The organism is Corynebacterium crudilactis, from assembly GCF_001643015.1.
In the GTDB taxonomy this organism is placed as follows: Bacteria; Actinomycetota; Actinomycetes; order Mycobacteriales; family Mycobacteriaceae; genus Corynebacterium; species Corynebacterium crudilactis.
Window position 1 is genome coordinate 2780168 of record NZ_CP015622.1, and the last position, 22832, is coordinate 2802999.

At 47.3% G+C, this 22832-nt stretch carries 19 protein-coding genes and 1 tRNA gene; 9 read left to right on the forward strand and 11 right to left on the reverse strand.

Annotated features, from left to right (window positions below):
• Positions 1-46: 46 nt before the first annotated feature.
• Positions 47-616: a dCTP deaminase gene (gene dcd / locus ccrud_RS12850; RefSeq protein WP_066568558.1), complete on the reverse strand. Its 570-nt coding sequence runs from the start codon at positions 614-616 to the stop codon at positions 47-49.
• Between the two features lie 127 nt (positions 617-743).
• Here dcd and ccrud_RS12855 point away from each other — a divergent pair.
• Positions 744-817: transfer RNA gene (locus tag ccrud_RS12855), tRNA-Gly, on the forward strand.
• 68 nt (positions 818-885) lie between these two features.
• Here the strand turns inward: ccrud_RS12855 and ccrud_RS12860 are convergent.
• Genes ccrud_RS12860 through ccrud_RS12870 form a run of 3 tightly spaced genes read right to left on the reverse strand, consistent with a single transcriptional unit; the run spans position 886 to position 4119 of the window.
• A complete protein-coding gene (locus ccrud_RS12860; protein ID WP_066568561.1) occupies positions 886-1437 on the reverse strand; it encodes a nuclear transport factor 2 family protein in 552 nt (183 codons plus the stop codon).
• Positions 1438-1448: 11 nt separating this feature from the next.
• Positions 1449-2639, reverse strand: coding sequence for a flavin reductase family protein (locus ccrud_RS12865; RefSeq protein ID WP_066568566.1), 1191 nt, complete (start codon positions 2637-2639; stop codon positions 1449-1451).
• A 46-nt stretch (positions 2640-2685) separates the two neighbouring features.
• Positions 2686-4119 carry an MFS transporter gene (locus ccrud_RS12870; protein ID WP_066568571.1) on the reverse strand — a complete coding sequence of 478 codons (1434 nt, stop codon included), beginning with the start codon at positions 4117-4119 and terminating at the stop codon, positions 2686-2688.
• A gap of 203 nt (positions 4120-4322) precedes the next feature.
• Here ccrud_RS12870 and ccrud_RS12875 point away from each other — a divergent pair, with 203 nt between their 5' ends.
• From ccrud_RS12875 to ccrud_RS12885, 3 genes are read left to right on the forward strand one after another with little or no spacing between them, the layout of a single operon-like run.
• Entirely contained in the window at positions 4323-5639 is a 1317-nt protein-coding gene (locus ccrud_RS12875; RefSeq protein ID WP_066568576.1) for an amidase, read from the forward strand.
• The gene (locus tag ccrud_RS12880; RefSeq protein WP_066568578.1) at positions 5633-5911 is read left to right on the forward strand and encodes a hypothetical protein; all 279 of its coding nucleotides are present in this window, start codon (positions 5633-5635) and stop codon (positions 5909-5911) included. The genes ccrud_RS12875 and ccrud_RS12880 overlap by 7 nt, the downstream gene beginning before the upstream one ends.
• Before the next feature lie 37 nt (positions 5912-5948).
• Positions 5949-6581, forward strand: coding sequence for a response regulator transcription factor (locus ccrud_RS12885; protein WP_066569975.1), 633 nt, complete (start codon positions 5949-5951; stop codon positions 6579-6581).
• Between the two features lie 89 nt (positions 6582-6670).
• Here the strand turns inward: ccrud_RS12885 and ccrud_RS12890 are convergent, their stop codons facing one another.
• From ccrud_RS12890 to ccrud_RS12915, 6 genes are read right to left on the reverse strand one after another with little or no spacing between them, the layout of a single operon-like run.
• Positions 6671-7621 (reverse strand): PDR/VanB family oxidoreductase, encoded by a 951-nt coding sequence (locus ccrud_RS12890; RefSeq protein ID WP_066568588.1) that lies wholly within the window; start codon positions 7619-7621, stop codon positions 6671-6673.
• A gap of 48 nt (positions 7622-7669) precedes the next feature.
• The gene (locus tag ccrud_RS12895) at positions 7670-8428 is read right to left on the reverse strand and encodes an SDR family NAD(P)-dependent oxidoreductase (RefSeq protein ID WP_066568599.1); all 759 of its coding nucleotides are present in this window, start codon (positions 8426-8428) and stop codon (positions 7670-7672) included.
• Between the two features lie 35 nt (positions 8429-8463).
• Positions 8464-8964 carry an aromatic-ring-hydroxylating dioxygenase subunit beta gene (locus ccrud_RS12900; RefSeq protein ID WP_066568608.1) on the reverse strand — a complete coding sequence of 167 codons (501 nt, stop codon included), beginning with the start codon at positions 8962-8964 and terminating at the stop codon, positions 8464-8466.
• Positions 8957-10234, reverse strand: a complete 1278-nt coding sequence (locus ccrud_RS12905; RefSeq protein WP_066568616.1) for an aromatic ring-hydroxylating oxygenase subunit alpha — start codon at positions 10232-10234, stop codon at positions 8957-8959. Before ccrud_RS12905 ends, ccrud_RS12900 begins: the two co-directional genes overlap by 8 nt.
• A 60-nt stretch (positions 10235-10294) precedes the next feature.
• Positions 10295-10657, reverse strand: a complete 363-nt coding sequence (locus ccrud_RS12910; RefSeq protein WP_066568618.1) for a hypothetical protein — start codon at positions 10655-10657, stop codon at positions 10295-10297.
• 33 nt (positions 10658-10690) lie between these two features.
• Complete coding sequence (locus ccrud_RS12915; protein ID WP_066568627.1) at positions 10691-11884, reverse strand: acyl-CoA dehydrogenase family protein; 1194 nt, start codon at positions 11882-11884, stop codon at positions 10691-10693.
• Positions 11885-12046: 162 nt separating this feature from the next.
• Between ccrud_RS12915 and ccrud_RS12920 the strand changes: the two genes are divergently transcribed.
• Entirely contained in the window at positions 12047-13525 is a 1479-nt protein-coding gene (locus ccrud_RS12920; protein WP_082868840.1) for a PAS domain-containing sensor histidine kinase, read from the forward strand.
• A 48-nt stretch (positions 13526-13573) separates the two neighbouring features.
• On the opposite strand, the gene ccrud_RS12925 is transcribed toward ccrud_RS12920, so the two are convergent.
• Complete coding sequence (locus ccrud_RS12925) at positions 13574-16435, reverse strand: hypothetical protein (protein WP_066568629.1); 2862 nt, start codon at positions 16433-16435, stop codon at positions 13574-13576.
• A gap of 69 nt (positions 16436-16504) precedes the next feature.
• On the opposite strand from ccrud_RS12925, the gene ccrud_RS12930 reads away from it, so the two are divergent.
• The 4 genes from ccrud_RS12930 to ccrud_RS12945 all read left to right on the forward strand — a co-directional run bounded on the left by ccrud_RS12930 (position 16505) and on the right by ccrud_RS12945 (position 22810).
• On the forward strand, positions 16505-17860 hold the full coding sequence (locus ccrud_RS12930) for an SWIM zinc finger family protein (protein ID WP_066568636.1): 1356 nt from the start codon (positions 16505-16507) through the stop codon (positions 17858-17860).
• Between the two features lie 488 nt (positions 17861-18348).
• A complete protein-coding gene (locus ccrud_RS12935) occupies positions 18349-19314 on the forward strand; it encodes a TauD/TfdA dioxygenase family protein (protein WP_066568644.1) in 966 nt (321 codons plus the stop codon).
• A gap of 153 nt (positions 19315-19467) precedes the next feature.
• The gene (locus tag ccrud_RS12940) at positions 19468-20985 is read left to right on the forward strand and encodes an ABC transporter substrate-binding protein (RefSeq protein WP_066568647.1); all 1518 of its coding nucleotides are present in this window, start codon (positions 19468-19470) and stop codon (positions 20983-20985) included.
• Between the two features lie 385 nt (positions 20986-21370).
• Positions 21371-22810 (forward strand): ABC transporter substrate-binding protein, encoded by a 1440-nt coding sequence (locus ccrud_RS12945; RefSeq protein WP_245670282.1) that lies wholly within the window; start codon positions 21371-21373, stop codon positions 22808-22810.
• Positions 22811-22832 lie beyond the last annotated feature (22 nt).

Here is a 22832-nt window from a genome sequence, read left to right on the forward strand (position 1 = left end):
TTATCTCAACACGTTTTAACACAACCCGCGACCGGGACAGCCGATATCACTCATCCGGGAAGTTTAAATACGCCTTCGACGGGGTTGGTCCACGCTGACCCTGATACTTAGAACCAAGCTTGCCCGAACCATAAGGAGTCTCAGCTGGAGAACTCAACTGGAACAGCGCCAACTGGCCAACCTTCATTCCAGGCCACAAAGTAATAGGCAAGTTAGCCACGTTGGAGAGCTCCAAAGTGATATAACCATTGAAACCAGGATCAATAAAACCTGCAGTGGAGTGAGTCAACAGGCCAAGACGACCCAGAGAAGACTTACCCTCCAAACGGCCAGCTAGATGAGTAGGCAGGGTGAATTTTTCTAGCGTCGAAGCCAGCACAAACTCACCAGGGTGCAGCACAAAAGCCTCACCCTCCTCAACCTCTACAAGGCTGGTCAGCTCATCTTGGTTCACCTTAGGATCGATGTGTGTGTACTTGGAGTTATTGAAAACTCTAAAGTAGCGGTCCATGCGGACATCAACACTCGATGGTTGAATGAGCTCAGGGTCAAAAGGCTCAATTCCCAAGTCGCCTGCGTCAATTGATTTACGGATGTCACGATCTGAAAGAAGCACGTCAACCAGTGTAGCGCCAGATGCTTAAGGATTAGCCACAGGTGGAATCTTTGAGGTTTTCGCCACACCAGTACGCATTGTTGCTTTTTGCAATGCTAGCCTTATTTTTAGCTTTCCACAAGGCACTGCCGGTGTAGTTCAATGGTAGAACTCCTGCTTCCCAAGCAGGTGGCGCGGGTTCGATTCCCGTCACCGGCTCCACCTCTTTAATCAGACTTCTATGACAACAAAATGTCACCCCATATCCCTAGATATGGGGTGACATTTTGTTATTTCATAAGAACTGAACTGTGTGGGAATGCCTCAGCAAACCCCTCAGGTAACGGTGCTACAAAAACATTCTCTGTTCGTGTGCGTATTATCTTCCACTGCCCGTTTTCACGACGGAAAGCATTGTTAAGACGACTTGACCTCAGTAATGCTGTCCCATCACTAAAAAGCCAAGGCTGCATATGAATCCAAAGTCCCGTGGCCTCATCGCCATCGACATCAACCTGTTCAGAGGTGAGATAATGCGCATTCAATAGAAGCTTTGGTTCTTTATCAACAGACCAAAAACGATTGAAATGTGCGCGGATTTCATCTTTTCCTTCAGCACGCCCAAACTGGCCATCGTAATATTCTCCAACTCCTTCCCAGATGGCATCCTCGGTATAAAGATCCACGATGAGTTCAATCCGTTCTGCATCATCTACGGGTGGATAAACAGGGCATGGAGTATCGCACAAGAACATATAACGTGCTTGGATCTTACGAATCTGCGCTTCAGATTCCAGAACGTCAATTCTTTGTTCCAAAGCAGCTAGCTGGTTGTCAGTCATTGATTTTCCACCTATTCCGCTAAGACTTCAGAACGCTCAATTTCGGCAATAACCATGCGAGTGCGCTCAACCCAATCCATAATTGTTGCCCCACCAACTGACATCGGAAGCTGAGCCAAACGAAGTGTCATGGTGTACTCCCCGGAAGGGTCACGCACTGGAAACACGATAGAGCCCACATCATAAGTCTCAGCGTCAATAATTTCGCGAGGTTCATAATCTACTGGCGTAGAACCAATCGTCTCTCGAATACTGCGCTCTTCTTGCGGAGTAAGTGCTGCTTTCTTATATTCCCTCGTCGCCTGAATCATTTGCTCATATGCACGTGATCCTTCTTCAGGAAGAAAAGCCGGCAAATACCCATGCTCACGGATAAACTCCAAGCGGCGCTGATGCATCTCGCGGATTTCATCAGAAGGCTTGCGCAATTTGTTCATCCAGCGCTCTTGCAACTCTGGTGACTTATCAAACAGGTAGCTATCACCAATCGGTGGAACTAGAGGGAAACGACTAGCCAATCCACCTTCACGAGTAGCACCTGCTGAAAGCGCCGAAAACACAGTAGCCAATTCGTCATCACTCACCGCAGCGAACACAGAAACTTCGCAGCCAATCGAGTCAGCCAAATCTCTGAGCTCATTATTAGCATTGTGAGCTGCATGAATCGCTGGCAAAATCTCATGACTCATGCGAGATCCTGATTCCAGTCCAGCGAAGCTTCCATAACCACCTTGAAAAAAGAGAAGAGGCGGAACAGAATTTGTAATTTGCAGATCAGTCACAGCGCACAAGACAATCCAGTGATCGCCAGCTTCAACTACCTCAGCGATTGTCGTGTCTATCCAAGCAATGGCATTTCGAAGTACAGGATCCCCTGAAGGTGAAGGGAACCAATCAATACCATCTAACTTATTTTCCCAACGCTGAGCGACTGCTAGCATTTCAGCTTGCTGTTCACCACCGAGAATACTGATGCACAAAGTGGAACAAGTTCTTAGCTTCTGAAAAGTCCGAGATGTCTTCATCGGCATGAAAGACACCAATGGCGGATCCAATGATACTGAAGAAAAAGTACCCACAACTAAAGCAAGAATCTCGCCCTCTTCAGTACGCCCGGTAACAACTGCTACCCCGGTGGGATAATGCCCCATTACTTCACGAAAAACTTGTGGATCAAATGTGTTCGGAACGATTGAAGTCATGATGTTCTCCTTATCTCTGCACCAAAATTAGGTAGCGAGTTTTAAATTAAGAATTATTGGTTACATACCGAGCCTGCAGAGTGCGACCCAGCTTCTCCGGACGGAGGAAGACTGCCGCAACCAAACCAGCAGTTACCAGCAACACACCAGTGATCAAAAATGCAGTGTTTACTCCCGTAGTCATTGCTTCAACCATTTCTGTAGAAGGTGCTACCCCCTTAGCAGGAGCAATATAACCAGCGGATGTCATCAGCCAACCAACCAAAATTGGGGACACAATTGCACCGAAAGCTCCAAAACCACCAAGGGTTGCCATCATGATGGGGCGCTGCTTTGGTCCAACAGAAAAGCCAATTGCGGATGCCGTCATCGGGAACACCAAGCTACAACCGCCTGCGATACTGAGCAAAACCACACCAAGTACACCTGAAGAACTCGGAATCAATAAAAATGCTATGCCGGCGATGGCTGTGGATAAACCAAAAGGAACAGCAATAGCTAGGTGTGCGTTAGTACCGCGTCGCATCAAGCCCTGCCCCAAAGCTCCAAGAACTAAAAGGACAAGCGCTCCAAGCACCCATGGAAAAGTGGTGTACACACCAATTTCTGAGAGGGAGAACCCCAACACAGTACCCAAATATTGAGGCAACCACGTTGTGAGAAAACCTTGTACCCAGAAGTTTGAAATCGCTCCGAAGAGAGCCGAGAAGAAAGCAACGCTAAACAGTGCTCGCCAAATATTAACGGGCAGCTGATCATCAACTTTATCTGTATCAGTCTCTGCAAAACTATCTGCAGATTCTTCTGTATTTTCTACAGTTTCCTCGGCAGTACGACCGTTGCGATAAGGTCCATCACTTCCCAAAATGAGCCATGCCACGACCCAGACCAAGCCGATGATTCCCAAAGCTCCGAAGGCCCATCGCCAGCCCCACACGCCAATTACCCAAGCAATAAATGGAGCTGCAAAAACTGGCCCCATAGTAGAACCAATCGCGATGAGATTTGATGGAAGAGCACGACGTGAAGGATGGAACCACGTATGTGCAGATGTCAAAGACATAGCGGTCGCAGGCCCCTCAGCACCACCAAGAATAATGCGTGTTGCCAATAGCACTGCAGCTCCGCCACCAATTAGCATCGGAAACTGCATAACCGCCCAAATAACACCCAGGGACAAAAGGATCCAACGCACCGAAATTTTTGAAGCCAGGATTCCTGTGATTACCGAGACAATGGCATAGAGGAAAAAGAATGCACTACCAATAAATCCAAATTGAGTAGCATTCAGGCCAAGCTCTGACATAGCATCCGGAGCAACCAGTCCAAGGACCGCTTTATCTGCAAAGGCGATAATCTGAAAAATCACCAGCAAGGCAACAATAAGCCATGCGCGAGCAGGCGGGCGGTGTCGATTATTCCGAAGCTTCGCAGCCTCAGTCGCTTGAAATTCAGTCGTTGAAGATTCAGCAAGAGTCATGTTAAGTCCGATCTCCGGTCACCATGACCGGATCGTGATTTCTACCTATCACAACGCTAACTGTGACCCCCCTTACACATACAGTAGGGAAACCTTTACATCAGGAAGCTACCGGATCGCATGTGACTGAACTAACGTCAAATCTATCTTTTGATACCTCTCTCACATTCTCGTTGTCCTACCAGTGCAAAGGAGACTTTGACTTGACTTCGACTTTTCGAAATAAGTCTATTAGCGAGCAAGTGCACGCTATCCAAACGGGAACAATCTCAAGCGCAGAGCTAGCTGCGGTTGTTCGCACCGATATCATCCGTTATGAAAAGAATCTTCATGCTTGGGTAGAACTTTCAGAATTGGAAGACATTAAACCCGATAACAACTTGCGCCCGCTCGAAGGAATCTCTATCGGGATCAAAGATATTATCGATGTAGCTGGGCTTCCAACCCGTTGTGGTTCTTCAATTACACCTTCCTCTCCTGCATCAACAGATGCAGACTGTGTTGCTCGTGTCCGTGAGCTCGGAGCAATTATTCAAGGCAAGACGGTTACTACAGAATTTGGTTATTTTTCCCCTGGCCCCACAAAAAATCCTTGGAGACACAGCCTGACCCCGGGAGGATCTTCCAGTGGCTCAGCTGCTGCAGTAGGAGCCAATACAATCCAAGTCGCATTGGGTACTCAAACAGCCGGATCATTGACTCGACCTGCATCTTTTTGCGGCGCAGCAGGAATGATTCTTCCTCCCGGATCCACCTCAATGCTCGGTGTCCATGGACTTAGCCACACTCTAGATTCTCTCGGTTTCCTCACTCGCTCGACCGCTGATTTAGATACCTTCTATTCCGCTTTTGTTGGAATAGAACCAGATACCGACCCGAAAACAGAATCTCTGGAGATTCGTATTTGGGATGGTTCAGATATCCTCCCGCTCTCCCCTCAAATGCACGGACTGCTTTCTGAACTTCCTCCGCTAATAAACAAGCTCGGTATATCTTATGCACCTCTAGAATGGTCCGATCACATTCAAACTTTGACCGAAGACCACCGCACTGTCATGGGCTACGAAGCCGCAAAAACGATGGCTCAAGCATTTACAGAGCATAAGGAACAGCTCAGCCCACAGTTACAGGAACTCCTCAGTAACGGAGCCACCATTAACGAACAGGACTACAGAGAAGCGCTCATCCGAACAAAGAGTTCAAGGCTTTCCCTCGAACGTCTCCTAGGAGTCAATGGCGTCATTATTGGCCCCGCTGCAGCTAGCCCAGCTCCTGAATATACTTCCGGCACTGGTTCTCCAGACCTCAGTCGCGCTTGGCAACTCCTAGGACTACCTGTGGTCATTGTTCCAGGAGCCAAAACAACAACAGGTTTACCTCTTGGCCTCCAGATCATTGGCCTTCCTGGCACTGAAAAGAAACTGCTCAACCTCAGCCGGCGCCTTGAATTTTTACTCCGTCGCTTCCACTCACTATCTGAAGCGTTTACCTCTCCAACACTTAAGGATCTGACATGGTAATCAAACCTCGCCCCATTAATCACCACAGCATGTTTCTCACATGCTACGAAGACACCTTTAATTACGGTTGGCACCACGTAGATCTATTCGTCCATGATGAGCTTGGTCGAGAAGTGAACTGGGTGCATTGGACTGTAGAAGCCGATGGGCCAGAAGCCGCCGATACATCTGTCCGCAAAGAAGAACCAGAGCTTCGTCGCACATCTGAATGGCAACACCAAGTTAGTGCTTTTGGCATGAATTACTGGACCGCAGATGCAGCTTGGGACTGACATGTCATTCACTTTTCCTTCAGCTCACACCAACACTATGACTACACAAGAAGATAAAACCACAACAAAGGTCTACATCGTCGACGATGACACAGAATTGTGTGAATCCGTCGCATGGCTACTCGATAGTGCTGGAATCACAACGATTACCTGCCACAACGCAGATGAATTTCTCACACAATTCGATCAGCGATGCCCTGCTTGCATCATCCTTGACGTGCGCATGCCACGCATGAGTGGAACTCGGTTACAGGAACAGCTCAATCGTCTCGCTCCCCATGTGGCGATCATTTTTGTTTCCGCACACGGAGATATCAACATGTCTGTGTCCACGATGAAAGCTGGGGCTCAAGACTTTCTTGAAAAACCCTACGATCCTCAGCGGCTCATTGATGCGGTTCAGCTAGGGATCGATAATGCTTTGGAGCGCTTTGATAGCTATCGAAAAACTCAAGAACTTTCAGAAAAGCTTTCTATTCTCACCCCAAGAGAACTAGAAGTACTTTCTCTAGTCGTTGAAGGTCTCCCAAGCCAAAACATTGGGCGACGGCTAGGAATGAGTGTAAAAACTGTCGACGTCCACCGCACACGAATTAAAATGAAAACAGACTCAGATAGCATCGGAACACTCGCACGAGATCTACTGAGATATGACGTCGAAATCCCTTAAAAAACTAACCTCTCTACATTTACGTTAGGTAAATGTAGAGAGGTTTTGTCGTCGACAAGCGTGCTTAGTGCTTACTCAACCAGCTGGGATTAGAAGTAATCTAAAACCAATTTGGAATCTTGAGTACGAGAGACACAGATCGCCATAGTCTCTCCAGCCTCGCGTTCCGATGTAGTCAGCACACTATCGCGATGTTCTGGTGTACCACTGAGAACTTCCATGATGCAGGTACCGCAAATGCCCTCTTCACATGAAGTATCAATGGCACACCCTGCTTCATTGAGTACTTCTACAATGCTGCGATCAGCCGGAACATGATAAGTTTCCCCATCGAGTTCCACATCAAATTCAGTGTTAACCAAGCCCTCTTCTGATTCAGCAGGTTTGAAATTTTCGAAGTGAATGGCTTCCTCTGGGATTTTTCGACCCGAGATCGCTCTTACTTCATCCATGAATGGGGCCGGGCCACACACATATACATGAGTATCTGGAGGAGTTACCTCAATCATATTTTCCAAACGCTGTTTCTGAATTTCTCGATCAACGCCCAGATGTGCATGAAGCTTGTCTGAAATTTTTTCAGTCAATAAAGGCAAGAAAGCCGCCTCTTCCACGCTCCGTGCAAAATAATGCAACTCAAAGCTAATATTCCGCACATCCATGTACCTAGCCAGACTCAGCATTGGTGTAATTCCAATACCACCAGCAATAAGTACATGATGCGCAGCACTCTCATCCATCTTGAGCAAATTTCGAGGAGCGGAAATCTTAAGCTTATCCCCGACCTTGAGATCATGAAGCGCATCCGAGCCACCTCGACCATTTTCCTCGCGCTTTACTGCAAAAAGATACGCATCATCTCCATCTGGACGCCCACAAAGGGAATACTGCCTAGTCAAAGACGTCGGTCCAACAACGTCAATGTGTGCCCCCGGTATATAATGTCCAATCGATGTACCGTCTGGTTTAGACAGATAAAACGACTTAATGGTGGGAGTCTCCTGGACGATATCCGAGACTACGGCGTCAATGAGAGACATGGCTGTACTCTCCTTTCAGAGTTCTATAGAGCTATTGATTTGATGCGGTTAACGCAGGTACAGTCCGCCGTTAATATCCCAACAAGCACCAGTGACAAAAGCGGCGTCTTCATCGGCAAGCAGTGTTACTGTTTTTGCAATAAAGGCTGGATTTCCTAATTGCTGCACCGGTATTCCTGAGATAATTCCCGATAGCTTCTCCGCCGGTACGGTCTGATGAACAACAGGCAAATCATGCGGTCCAGGAGAAATAGAGTTCACGGTGACTCCACGATCAGCTAGTTCTCGGGCGAAGATTTTAGTGGTAGTCATAATTGCACCCTTGGAAGCCGCATAATGACCTCCAGTTGCTGTACCACCATTTTGGCCAGCAAGAGAAGCCATATTAATGATTCGGCCATACCCTTGATCAGCCATTGCACCGCCAAATACCTGGCAGCCAAAGAAAATACTATCCACATTTGTTGTCAGAACTTGGTTGAATTCTTCTTCACCGAGTGTCATCAAGTCAGCAGCACGCGTAATGGCCGCATTATTGACCAAAACAGAGGGAGTGCCCCACTCTGCGACAATCTTGTCCAGTGCATCCACAAACGATTGTCGCAGGGAGACATCCAGATAGATCGCTCGAGCAGTACTTCCATCCGGAGACAACTCCAAGGCAAGGGCTTGCGCCTTGTCTACATCAATATCCGCTAAATAAACCTTTCGGCCTGATTCATGGAGCTGGCGAACAATAAATTGGCCCATTCCACCAGCTGCACCAGTAACTACAGCGATTTCTTCATACGGTTTTTGACTTGTCATGGATATGCCCTTCCTTGTGATGTCTTCGTCTTCGATTAGATAAGGAAACCAGCAGCGTTAACTGCGTATTCGCTGTTTATTAATCGGGCAACTTTTTCATGGATGCGGTCCGCATCTGCGGTTTCTCCCAGCGCAATGGTGTGCGTTAACTCAGCTCCAATGGTCTGGAATTCATTCCTTTTGAAGGCAGATAAAATCTGTGCGGAACGCAAAGTCACTGCAGTGTCAGAAATGTCCTTCACTACAAAACTGGAAACATTACGAACAGTACGTGCAGCTGCTACAGCAGATGGTGCATAACCTTGAATCATGCGTTCTACACGCATATGCCGCATTCGCTTATCATCAAAAATCATGTTCAACGACGATGCATAATCGGTGGTATCAGGGTCAATTGGGACAACATAGACGCCATCATCGGTGAAAAGTTCTTCCCAAGCTGGATAATCTTTCGCATCCAACAAAGCGGCTTCACGCCAGACCAATTCAATGGCACGAAGAACTCGTGGGTCTTGGAAATTGTGCATATTAGTCATCGCTCATCATCTTCTTCCACATGTAGTAGGACTCCCGCATGCCGGTTTCATCAGTGACATGGGAGGTTGGCCAATTTTCCTCAGTTTCATACTCTCGTCCCAGACCACGATTAATCATGATCGGCATATTGGGGTTGCCACCAGCACCAATTTGGACGCGATCCCAGCCCTCTGCATCATCAGGGCTTCCGAAACCAAAAGGCCCCTGGAAGTGTTCATGAATTCTCAAGCGTTCTTGGTTAACAATCTCCGGGCCTCCATCCATGCCAAGAGCCATGTGCCAGATTTCGGTCTCATTGACAGAAATCGGAATGAGTACCCGGAAGAAAGCAGAAGACATAGCAACATTGGGGAAGAAATTAAGGTTGAAACCACAACCGTGCATCGAACGCATATAACGACGGATACGCTCAGGTGATTCACCTTCTGCTTCAAGTTGATCAACAACATGCTGGAATCGAGGTTGAATTTCCTCAGTACCATCATCAACATCTAGATCGACATGAGCTGTAGCCATAATGCCCACGCTGTGACCGTTACCCAATGCGTGAGTTTCTGCCTTTGGATCATCCATGAATGACATCATGTCTGCAGTTTCCGCATCTACCGACGCCATCCAGGATTTATGCACCATTGGGAAGTGATAACCATCAGTGGTGTTTTCCAGCTGAATCTTCCAATTTCCCTTGAAACGGAACTTATGGACACCAATAACTTTGGTAGGAAATCCATTAAGTTGCTTGAAAAATCGTTCCATCCAAATCTTGGAATCGCCAAGGAATTCTTCCAGTGGAGGTGCATCTTGATTAAATGTCGCAAAAATCATGCCAAGATAGGACTCAGTCCGCAGAGTCTGCAGTGGAAAGTCTTTCTTGTCCACAACACCCTCATACCCATCAGGGTAAGGAATGCCGCGCAGTCGGCCATCAAGAGTATAGGACCAATTGTGATACGGGCAGGTAAATCCATTTGCTTTACCGCTGGTTTGATCGCACACCGTTGCGCCACGATGACGACAACGATTTAGCAAAGTGTTGAAATTTCCTTTACGATCCCGGTTGACAATAACTGGCTGATCACCAACTTGGGTGGTCTTGAACGAACCTGCCTCAGGGATTTCACTCTCGTGTGCGACCCAGACCCAAGTCTTATAGAAAATTTTCTCCATCTCTTCCCTGAAGATTTCCGGGTCGGTGTAGAGTCTGCCAGCCACGCGGTCTTTTTCAACCAAGTGAGAGTAACCGTCGAATGATTCTTGGGTTATAGACATGATGTTCTCCTTAAATAATGCAGAATTCTTAAAATGATCTCGGATGAAAATTTGTGATATTTAAAGTTCGACATCATCTCGAATCACAAGTTCACGTCCCATTCGAGCCTCAATCTTGAAGTACTTCCACAGCGCAAATTCTCCGACCATGACAGTGCGTAATAAGTTGCATGCTGCCTTCACAGTTTCCTGGTCGCGGACATCTGCCAAGATGTAGAACGTCCATGGAAATCCGTCAGAAGGGCCAACCATATGGGCATCATCGTCCATAGTTCCGATGACTTTTACACCATCCATGCCACGAAGTTTTCCAAGGAATTCTTGGGTTGCTTCCCAAACTGGACCTATTTCTGATTTAGGTAAATCAAAGAAGTTTTGGTTGTTTCCAACGCAGAACAGGGTGCGTAATGCTTCATTAGTCATGTTGATTTTCTCCTCAACTAGAAAATTTGGTGATCACGGAAAGCTGGGTAGATCAGCATCAAGATTGAGTAAAATTGCTCCAGAGGCTTCAAAAGTCTGCTCTTGCAACATCGCATGTTGTGCGGGAATGATGCCGTCTTGCAGGAATCGTTGCAGAGGATGCTTTTCAAAAATTGCGCCGGTTCCGGCAATGTTGAAAGCTGACAGCACTACTTCTCTACTCATATGCGCAGCATGAGTCGCGGCTAGTCGCAAGAGAGCCTTATCCTGGACAGTGATTTCTTCTCCCGCTACGGCCTTAGCCCATACTTCTTCTGTCGAGCCATAGAAGAAGGCACGTGCTGAGCGAAGATCCGCTTCTGCTTTAGCCAAGCCACTCTTGTATGCAGCACGATTTCCCTTGGCTGTTCCACCAGTGATGGAGGAGCTAGCAGAGCCAATATTGGTCACATAATCCAAAGCGCCACGGGCGGCGCCGAGAGAAACTACAGCAAGTACCTGAGCTGCATAAGCCAATCCGGGATAACGCGTAATAGGCTCGTCAACGGTTGGTTGACCACCACGGACAAAAGTCATCTCATCTGGAACAAACACTCGATCAGCTCGGACATTATGTGATCCAGTCGCCTTCATACCAGCAACATCCCAGTTATCGATGATTTCGACAGCGTTACGATCAACCAAGGCGGTCAAGGGCTTCCCATCAGTTTCAGGGCCACCTCGTAGTCCCATGCCAAGGAGATCTGCGCCTTTACATCCACTGGCAAACTGCCATTCACCGGTGCACAGGTAGCCTCCCTCGACCTTTTCAGCTTCAAACATGGGAAACATTCCAGCGGCAAAAACAATATCTTTGCTCTGGGCGTACAATTTGCGCTGGCTTTCCACAGGCAAGGATGCAAAATAACCACTGGCAGATCCGAAGCTAGCAACCCAACCGGTTGCCGGATCAACTTCAGAAACCTGTTCCACAAGTTTTAAAAATTCTGCTGGTGGCATTGGATCTCCACCGAATGCAGTTGGCACTGATACTCGGAATAAGCCGGCTTTTTTAAGCAAGGTCATAAAGTCTCGAGGAACAAATCCTTGTTCATTGAACTCGGTTCGACGTTCTTCAAGTACCTCTAGTGCGTGTTTAAAAGCAGATTCCCTTGGAGCACCTGCAGGTTCCGCTTCAACGTCACTCAAGGTGATTTCGCCATTTCCCAGTGCTGTTCTCACAGTCATCTCCGCTCGTTCTTGCGATGTCGATTGCTTTGACTTAAATGCTATGGCGTGGTTCACACTGTTTGGTATTGGAGAAAACCGTTATCTAGCTAAAGTTTTCTTTAGTCGCTTCTAGAAAATTCCTCATCCACCAGGAACTTTAGAAGTCTTAGAATGAACCTCATGGACCCTCTAGATGAAGATTTTCGCCTCATGATGCAGCAATCCCCCATTGGAGTGTTGCTGCACGAGGTAAATTCGCTCCGCATTCTCTGGGCAAATAAGCGGGCCTGTGAATTATTTAAATACAGCGTTGAAGAGCTTCGTTCTCTCAAAGCACACCATATGAGTTCTCAAGACGAGCGTTATCGCAGGGAAGATGGTGTCGCCTGGCTACACTCCGCTGCTATTTTTGGCTCAAGTCACCGCCAGTGGAAGTACCTAGCTTCGGATGGAACAGAATTTCTGACTGTTGCTATCGCTACATTTGTAAAGCTTCACGACAAAGACGTAATCATGGTAGAAATGCGGCCTATCGATGATGCCATTACTCATGAAGAATCAGTCGATTGGGCAGCAACTTCTTTGGAACGCATCATTTCCCACACGACATCAGGAATATTAGTTTTTGATCACGATAACCACGTAACTCGCGCTTCTCCTTATGCCGCAGGACTATTTGGAAAAAGTTCAGAAAGCATCATCGGCATATCTTTGCTAGAACTCGGTTTGATTTCACCCGATACCGCCAAAGAAGAACTATTGAAAAACCTTGTCCAAACTGATGCCAAGGTAAATTTTAGAATCCAGGTGAAAAATGCCGATAGTACTTTCCGTTGGCTTGCCGCATACCTAGAAAACATAAAAATTGAACACAGCACATTCCGTGTTCTCATGGTTCGAGATATCACCGACCGAGTTGAAGCCGAGCAACGTGTTGCTGCACAACAGACGCAATTGCAGTACCTCAGCCGCTATAACGCAATGGGAGATATGGCATTAATTTTGGCCCATGATCTTGGCCAGCCTTTGTCTGCATCGTTAAACTTTTTAAGTGGTTTAAAAGCCCGCCTTAATTCTCCATCTGTAGATGCAGCCACTCTTAGCTATGGCATTGAAATGATTGAAAAACAACTCAATCGAGCCTCAGATATTGTCACTTCTGCAAAACGCTATGTACGACGAATTGAATCAACTACTGCCACTTTCAATCTGCTTGATGCCGTAGAAGAATCACTGTATTTCGTTCGCTTACGTGCAGAGGAACTTGGAGTAGAAATAAAGGTAGATCTAGGAAACAGGCCTCTCGTCTTGGAGGGTGAGCCAGTTCTCATTGGCCAAATTATCATCAATTTGTGTATGAACGCGATCGATGAAATTAAGCGTCCTGAAACCACCATAAAAACTTTAGAGGTAACTCTCAGAGAATTCGGTGGGCTAGCTTCCCTGTCCGTTTCAGATCACGGAAGGGGCATGCAAACCATTCCGGCAGATCGGTTAGCTTCCGGAGCTTTTAGTGCTAAAGAAGATGGTTCAGGCATTGGCTTGCTTATCTCTGAGCAAATTGCCCAACGCCATGGCGGAACGATCCAATTCAGCCCAAATGAACCTCAAGGCACTATCGCTACGTTATCGCTGCCGCTTAAACCTATAAAAAGTTAATCCCGAGGATTAATCATCGATGGAAGCTTTAGAATTTTTTCAAATGCACTATATTTTCAACCAAGCTTTTAGATACGCGACCTTGCTAGCAATCTTTTCTGATTTCCCCTCTAAGAGATCTAGTCCTGGGAGATCTAATTCCCGTGCATCAGCCTGTCCATCTGCTACTGCTTGAACAACTTCTGGGGCCTGTAACAGGGCAACGTCTAGAAACAATCTGGTTTCCCGAAGTGCCTTTGGTTGCTGACCTACCCATGCTAATAAATACCGAGTTGTCGGCCAGGAACGAGAGACCACTCCTTGCGGCCCAGCTGAACTTCCATCATCGTATTGCTGAAAAGCATGGGTGATCCAACGCGCAAACTGTATAGAATCAGAACCCATCTCAGAGATCACTCCCGCTGCCACCTGAGCAAAAGCCACAGGTTCCACTGAACGCGCAATAGAGGTCAACCGATTCTTAGTCTCCCAACTATCTGTCAAAATCATTTCGCGCATTTTCGTTTCAAGCCGTTGCCTTGAAATGCTTGTGCGATTCATCCAATCTTCTTGATCGTTATCTTCTACAACTGGAATTCCTGGGTTACGCCCTGCCCACCAACCGTGAGCAGCAGGTAAGGGTGGAAAAGATTCCTCAGCCTGATCCTCGGATACTTGAGCCACAATCTTCCGGGCGATTTTCACTGCTGCAGCTGAACCACTCCGCTGCGCAATTTTACGGATTCCGGCAATGTCTTTCGCCTCATCAGGAACGCCTTCTTGTGTAAAGACAGAGGGAGCCAAATCATCCATTACTTCCAGCACACGTTTCAGCCCAGACGCCATTCGAGCATCACCTGCTGAATAATCGACAATATCGCGCAACAACAACCACGCCACTGCCAACATATCTTCTTCAAATACCAGGTTGAGCAAAGCCTCAGCGATATTGACCATTCCGGCGATCTGCCCAGATTCAGTTTTTTCCAAAAGCTGTACATCCACTACCCCAGGAAGCAACAGCCCACGTGCATAGCCCTCGGCTACAGATTCTTCCGCCAGCTGCACATACTCAGAATATTGACTAGAAAAAGCACTAAACACTGCTGATGCCATAGCCGAGTCCCAAGGTTGTGCCAGATTAGTCGCATACTGAGTATCTGAATGATCCAGCACTTTCGCCCCACCAGCTGGGAAATTCCACATGGCCCAATAGCCTTGTGTAGAACCAGGTTCCTCTTCCAGTGCGTGCAAAACCCACTCAGACACACTCAAGGATGCAACATCTTCAGATTTCGCTTCCTCAAAAAATACCGCCTGTACCTGGGATAACCTATCCAATTGTTCCTGGCTTGGGCTAGCATGATCCGGATACCAGATATCAAGCCGAGTCACAGCCAGCCGCACATCTACAAAAATAGCAGCGCGATTTCCATACGATTCAAGCTTTGCGATGAAATCATCCAAGTTGATTACTAAAGACACATCCCGAGGGGTGGACAACAACAGTGGAACCTCTTTGATCCGGTACAGCATCTTCCACTCAAAATTTTTGGAAAAATGATAAGTCTCACCCATCTCACCTCTACCCCACTCTGCAAATGCATTAGCATCCCAACCACTCGATTTCGGCATGCCTGCGCAGATCAAGGCGGCGCTGCCTGCGTCAGATTGCTCCATCCGCTGAATCAGTGCCAATGCCTGATCAATATGGACATTCGTCCCTGTGGGAACAGATTGTTTGCCCAGTGTTTCAATCAATAACTGAGCATCATCATTCGTATCGTCTGGTAAAAATGGTTCGATAGTCCACAACTCAGGTGCTTGAGTCCAAGGTATAAGTTCTGCTCCCGAAGCCTCAGAAACTGGAGTAGTCACACCCCAAGACTTTTCAAGCTTTACTCGTTCCTTTGCAAACTCATCACGAGGGTCTTGCTCAGCAAGTATCTCCAAGACTTGGGTGCTCAGCACCTTATCAAGCGGAGCGCGGCGGTTAATCAACCATCCGATTAACTGCTTGCGTGCTTTCTTTGTCGTAGTCTGCATCGCAGCAAACACCACGTGCAGCAACCGCGCATCACCATCATCAGCGGGATCTAATAATCGTGGAATCAACTGCTCATAAAAACTACCGCCATCACCAGCGCTCAAAGCAGGCAAAAAACTACGATAATTAACCCGAATCTCCGACTCGGAAATGTTGAGCTCAGCAATGGTTTCCCATACCCGTCGACGATCCAGTGGCCTAGAAACCACACTCAAATTCTGGATAACTAACGGAATAACTACCTCTGCACTTATTATCTCTCTGGCTACCAGGATTTTCGCAGTTCCTACAAACGATTCATTGTCACCCGGCGCAGTACATGCAAGCGTAAATAATTCAAGCGCACACTTTAAAACAAGCCCTAATTCTTCGGTAGTAGATTCCTCGCTCCTCCAGTTCATATAAGAAGCCCAGATGGCTGCAAAACCAGGCGTGAATTCTGTGTCTAAATCCAAACGATAACGCAGGTCTAAGGCCAAATACATGCACACCCCGTCACCTGCCTGTTGAATCAACTCGCGGGTTAACGCTGCCGCAAAACGATCACCTCGGCGGAACACAAGTGCTAAAAGTTGACCGTAAAAGCTCTCATCAGATCCAAAACGACTGACTTCACTAATCAACCACGCAACCTTTTTCGTAGGTAAACCTCCATGGATAGCAAGAAAAACTCTCCACTTGCGCTGTTTCCCTAGATAATTACCGTTGACTTTGTATCGAACCCAACCCAGGCTACTGATAGCACGCGCTGCTTTTTGGATCCGTTTCTTGGTGTCTGCATCAAGAGCTGGCCACTGATCCAGATCCTCCCCCAGATTCAGTTCGACAAAGATTGCTTCCAACGCATGAGATTCAAGTTCCCACTGATCAACCATATCCACCATCCGAGCAGCGTGTCCTACTTATCTTGTTAGTCAGATAATAAGCGCTTCTTCGCAGTATGGTGTGACTCTATGGATGCACGATCATTTTCTGGAACAACATCCCTCTTAGACAACCAGTGGGATTTCGCGTTAGCACCAGCTCTCACCCCAGATGGCATAGATCCCAATCCAGAATTCTTCCGGGGCATCGTTGTACACCCGTTGATCCTGGCAGAAGGACTATCCACTCTTGGCCTTCTATCAACTTTCAGATACGACCGACCGGTTCCTGACTTTCTTGCAGTTGGCTACGATCCCATCCTCACTGCCAATGGAGATCGACTTCGAATCGAATCTTTCTCCGCATGCAACGGTGTGCTCGCCCGGCTGGATTTACTTGCTGAAAGTTTCGAATCGGGCCAGATTGGGCACGGCACAACGAATGTGGATGTCACTCCACTCTCGCAGCAAGCTTTAGGACGAATTCGTGCCAATGATTTGGTGCATCTATCTGTTGGACGCGACCAGATACGCGTTGCTTCTACCACTGAACATATCGAAGAGCGCAAAGTTGAGATGCCGAGCCGATGGATCCGCGGATTAGGCAATGCAAGTGAACTCCAAGAACCCCTGGAATTACTGGTAGACGTCTCGGCATCACTTGCTCGTAAATTTCTCGCATCGGTGCCTAATCCTTCAGCTGCCGAAAAATCTGGATTTCTTAGCCTTAGCCGTGGCGAACTTAGAATAGGGCGCCGAGCAACTCCCGGCAGTGTCGCGGTATCCCATATCGCTAGGTTAAGTACTGCAAAAGTATTCCTTGCCGACATTCAACGACTCCGAATTTATGGACCAGCTCTACCTGATTCTGGATCAGCTGTTGTCTTTGAATTCTTACTCCCGGATGCTCGCCTGAGCTATACGCTCACGCCTCACCACCTTCGTGGTTTTTCTGGTGAAGGTGCCCTGCTGGAGTCATTATCAGGAGCAGAGGTTGAAGATGATGCGGATCTTATTTCTGCAGTGCTGGCTTTTGAAGCCCGTGTAGAAATTGATCATTTGGCGAGAGAAACTGCGTTGAGCACCGAGCGTGTCCGAAATGGGTTGTCTGTGTTGCAATCCAATGGGCGAATCGGATGGGATTTATATGAGCAGGCTTTCTTCCACCGAGAATTGCCCATGGATTCCACACGGGTAGAAAAAGATAACCCCCGCTTAGTCGCTGCTCAAAAATTGGTTGATACACACAGCATCGACGCTGTAAAAGACCACCGTGGCCACTTCCGGGTGAAAAGCGGAAAGAATGTGTATCTGGTGATTCTTCAGGAAAATTCTGCCTTGTGCAGCTGTCCTTGGTACTCCCGACACAGCGGAAACCGTGGGTCGTGCAAGCATGTCCTCGCGGTTCGTATTCAGACGGGACATCTTTCCACAAATACGCCGTGACGCGATTAAACCGCATCATACATAGCCTGAATTTCGCATCAGCAAGCATGTCTCCACCAACACGTCCCTATCCTCTAATACGAATTAATCAGAAAAGTATAGACCACTTAGTCTAATCAGTATAGAAAAATGAATATATTGCTAATGAAAAGGCAATTTAATCATGAATTTAAAATTAATCTCCTTTTGAAAAGGAGATTTCAAGGAATGTACATTCCGCATGGCTTCCACCAGATTTTTCCAAAGAGAAAAGTTAAATTCTAACCTTAGTCAAATCTACCTGGTAATATGTGCGGAATTTTTAAATATTTCAACCACGACAGGCTTTCATTCATTCAGGGTGGAACTAATAGTTGAACATCATTGATTCACATACTTTACTGGTTTTCACGGCCATAGAAGACCAAGCAGTCTACAACTGATTGTGCCACGTCTTTTCAGTCTCAAGTGGCCAGACCTCAAAACTTTTAAACCAGGAGATTCAAAGCATGACTACCGTAAGTTCCAATCCCGTCGATACCCTTAGCATCACAACAACTCGACTCAGCCAGAACATCGGAGCGCTGATCGAAGGCATTCATATTTCAGGTGAGATCACCGACGCCGAAGTTGAATACATTCGCACTACACTAGCTACCCACAAAGTTGTTGCTTTCCGCAACCAACACCACGTAGATGACGAGGTTCAGCATGCCTTTGCGCAACGTTTGGGCATTCCAACGCTTGCACACCCGACCGTAACTTCACGCGGCAAAGACCACTTATCTATTGAAGGTGCAGCTAATTCCTGGCACACCGATGTCTCATTCGTAGACCGCATCCCCAAGGCTTCTATTCTACGATCTCCAATTATTCCGTCCTATGGTGGCGCCACTCAATGGGCAAATACTGTAGCTGCCTATAACAAGCTGCCTGAACCATTGCGCATCTTTGTCGATAATCTTTGGGCTGTCCATTCAAATGAATTCGACTATGTCTCCTCCGGTGTCGAACGCAGCGATCGCCAAAAGGCCTATCATGAAGAATTTGTCAGCACCTATTACGAAACAGAACACCCCGTCGTACACCTCCACCCGGAGACAGGCGAGCGTTCTCTTCTACTCGGCCACTTCGTCAGAAATTTTGTTGGCCTTCGCCCCAATGAATCTGCAGATATTTTCCGCATTCTACAAGAACGCATTCTAAAGCCAGACAATACTTTCCGCTGGCAGTGGTCCGAAGGTGATTTGGTTATCTGGGATAACCACGCAACCCAGCACTACGGTTTCGCAGACTTTGGTGATCAAAAGCGCGTGGTTCGTCGAGTTACTCTCGCTGGAGCTGTTCCCACTTCAATCAATGGTGAAAAATCCCGCAGTCTCCTTGGAGACGCTTCCCATTACTCCCCAATTGATAATCCGCGCCCAATCCAAAACTTCGAGGGTGACATCGCTGCACGTCCAGCAGGCATCTAGCACCTCTTTTTAGCTCCAGCCCGCGTTTCCTATCTATGGAAAACGCGGGCTGTATTCATAGCCACATAACCCTTGTCTGCGAAAGCGATACGACCTGTGATCCCAACAAAAAAGAATCGTCCATTACTACCTACCGCCCTAAAAATTAAGACAATGGGAGTGCTAGCTGCAGTGCTTTCAGTAATTTTCCTCACGTCCTGCACTTCAGCTGTCGGGCTCCAAACAACAGCGGTAAACGGAGAACCCATCCAAGGAGGAATCGTTCATATCGGCACAGATCTAGATCTAAATCCAGCGACTTTCTACACCGGTCAAATCACCCATACAGGTTTAGTGTATGACACTCTAACTCGCTACAATCCAGACAGCCTTGAGCCGCAGCCCTCCCTTGCAAAAGCATGGGAACTTTCTCCAGATGGGCGCACCATTTCTTTAGATCTTCGCGATGACGTCACTTTCCATAGCAGACGCCCCTTAACATCAGAAGATATTAAATTTAGCCTGGTCAATTACTCTGATCCGAAAAACTCAGGGCAGCTAGCCCGTGTTGCACAAGCAATCACCAGCTACGACACATCAGACACTCATCGCATCAAGCTGCACCTAGATGAGCCAATAAACAACCTTTTCGACCTCTTTGACATCGTGCCGATCATCGACCATGAAACTGCGGATCAGCTAAAAACCGGTGAGCAGTATAACGGAACAGGACCTTTCCGATTCATCGAATGGCTTCCAGGATCGCATGCCAAATATGAAGCCAATAAGTCTTATTGGGGCGGCTCACCAAATATCGATGGTGTTGAAGTAATGATTGTTCCAGATAAAAAAACTCAGTTCGCTCAATTACGATCAGGACAAGTTGATATCACTGCCGCGCAACCACGAGACGCCGAAGCTTTGGCAGACCATACAGCATTTCGTACGGTTACATTAGAAGGCACATCTAACATCACGTACCTAGGGGTCAACGTGGCTGCAGCCGGACTCGATGATCCTCGAGTCCGCCAAGCTATCTCCTTAGCTGTCGACAGAGATCGCATTCTCAATGAGGTCTACCGTGGTCGTGGACAGTCAGCTACTTTGCCTTGGCCTCAATATTCTCCCGCTTTTGACGCCAGTACTCAAAATCCATCCAGGGATGTTGCACGCGCACGAGAACTCATTGCAGAGGTAGGTTCTCTACCCGAATTCCCCATTTCAGTGCCCTCCAATTCACCGACACTTCAGACAGCTGTAGAAATAATCTCTTCTGATTTAGCAGAGATTGGAATCCAAACGAAGATAGTACCCACGGAGGGCACCACTATGACTTCTCAACTTATCAACGGTGCTTACCCTGGACTCTGGGTCTATAGTCATACTTTTTCTCAGTACAACCCTTCCACTTTGGTGACAGCAGCTTTTCCGTTCAATTCCGCGAAAAATAGTTCAAACTTTCTTGATGCGAAATATTCCTCAGATGTCACTCAGGCATGGAGAATCCCTGACCCCAACAGCTCCGAAGCCATTGAAGCGTACAAGGCGCTTAATCAAGATCTTTTGGACCACAATTTCGTCATTGAGCTCACTATCTTAAATTCCGAACTCATTACCGCAGGAAATTTGCAAGGTATCCAATGGGACAAACGTGGTCTTTATGATCTCTCTAAAGCGTATTTCACCCAGTAACCAAACACATAGACAGACCAATCTGTCTATTCTAAAATTCCACCACCATCCCGCTGGGAATTACATAAAAGTGCAGTACATTTCAGATGTATCCCATAAAAACATTGAGACTAACAACTTTTCACACCACTTTCATTCAGCATGAATGAAAGTTTAGTGAAAAAACTAGACAGCATGGTTCACTTCTTAGGTCGGCATCTTTACACTACAAACGCCGCCCACAGAAAGGATCACTGTGACCAGGACTCTCCGCCCTCACAAGACTCGGTATTCAAAACCGAAAGCAATCATGCTGAAGTGTTCAGCTTTGATCATGTCGGCTTGTTTATTGAGCGCTTGCACCTCTGCTGTTGGTCAGCAGACAACGGCGGCAAATGGAGAGCCTGTGGCAGGAGGTACAGTTCGTATTGGCACAACATCGGATTTAACACCTGCTCTAGTTTTTTCAGGAACAAAGGCTTCCGAACAGACTCTGACTGGTCTTGTCTACGACACCTTGGTCTCTTACCCTGCAGATTCCCTTGATCCGCAACCGAGACTTGCGGAAAATTGGGAGGTTTCCCCGGACGGGTTAACTCTCACCCTTGAACTACGAAAAAATGTCACTTTCCACGACGGACGCCCGTTTACATCAAAAGATGTGGAGTTTAGCCTGCAGACGTACTCTGATCCTGCCTATGCAGGTCAGCTTGCACGCGTTGCTCAGCTCATCACCAAATACGATACTTCTGACCCACATCGTATAGTCCTCGAGCTCGAAGACCGTGCCAATAATATTTTCGACCTTTTCTCTATCGTTCCGATCATTGATAAAAATTCCTTTGATCAGTGGGTCAACGGTGAAGAGTACATCGGAACTGGAGCATTTGAATTCGTCGTATGGTATCCAGGATCGCGGATAGAATTCGAAGCAAATAAAGAGTACTGGGACGGAGCTCCTGCAGTTAATGGCGCAGAACTTCTTGTCATTCCAGACCAACAAACTCAGTTTTCACAATTGCGTTCTGGCCAACTAGATCTTCTTGCAGATGCACTTCCAAGAGATATTAAGGCTGTAGAAGACAGTCCCACATTCAATGTTGTGACAACTCAGGGCACCGGCTCCATGGTATACGCCGGCGCGAACGTAACTGCACCTGGATTGGAAGATCCTCGAGTTCGGCAGGCTATCAGTCTTGCAGTCGATAGAGATCGAATCGTTAAAGAGGTTTATCAAGACCGTGCAAGGGCTACTTCATTGCCTTGGCCAGAATATTCCCCTGCTTATGAACCAAGCGCTGATGCACCTCAACGTGATGTAGCTTTAGCCAAAAAACTCATAGATCAGGTAGGAAGTATTCCGACGATCACCATCTCCTACGGTTCTAACTCACTTGAGCATCAAGACATTGCCCAAATTATCTCAGCCAATCTGGCGGAATTAGGCATTGAAACCAAATTAGAGCCTGTCGAATACACCACTATGATCTCCCAATTACGCAATGGTTCTTTCCCTGGATTGTGGGTGTTGGGACATGGTTTCGCTCAATATAATCCAGCCACATTGGTCACTAGCGCGTTTCCTTTTAACTCCATAAAGAACAGTTCAAATTTTTCACATGATGCATACGCTGCCGATGTTCAACGATCCTGGCGCACAACTGATCCAAACAGTACCTCTGCACTCGATGCCTACAAGGATCTCAATAAGCATTTACTAGAACAGTCGTTTGTCATTGAGCTTGCTTCGCCTGATTCGGAATTCATCACCTCCGGAAATCTTCATGGCATCGGATGGTCCAAACGCGGGGAGCTCGACCTTTCCGACGTTTATTTCACTCAATGATCAACTCACCACACTTACTAGG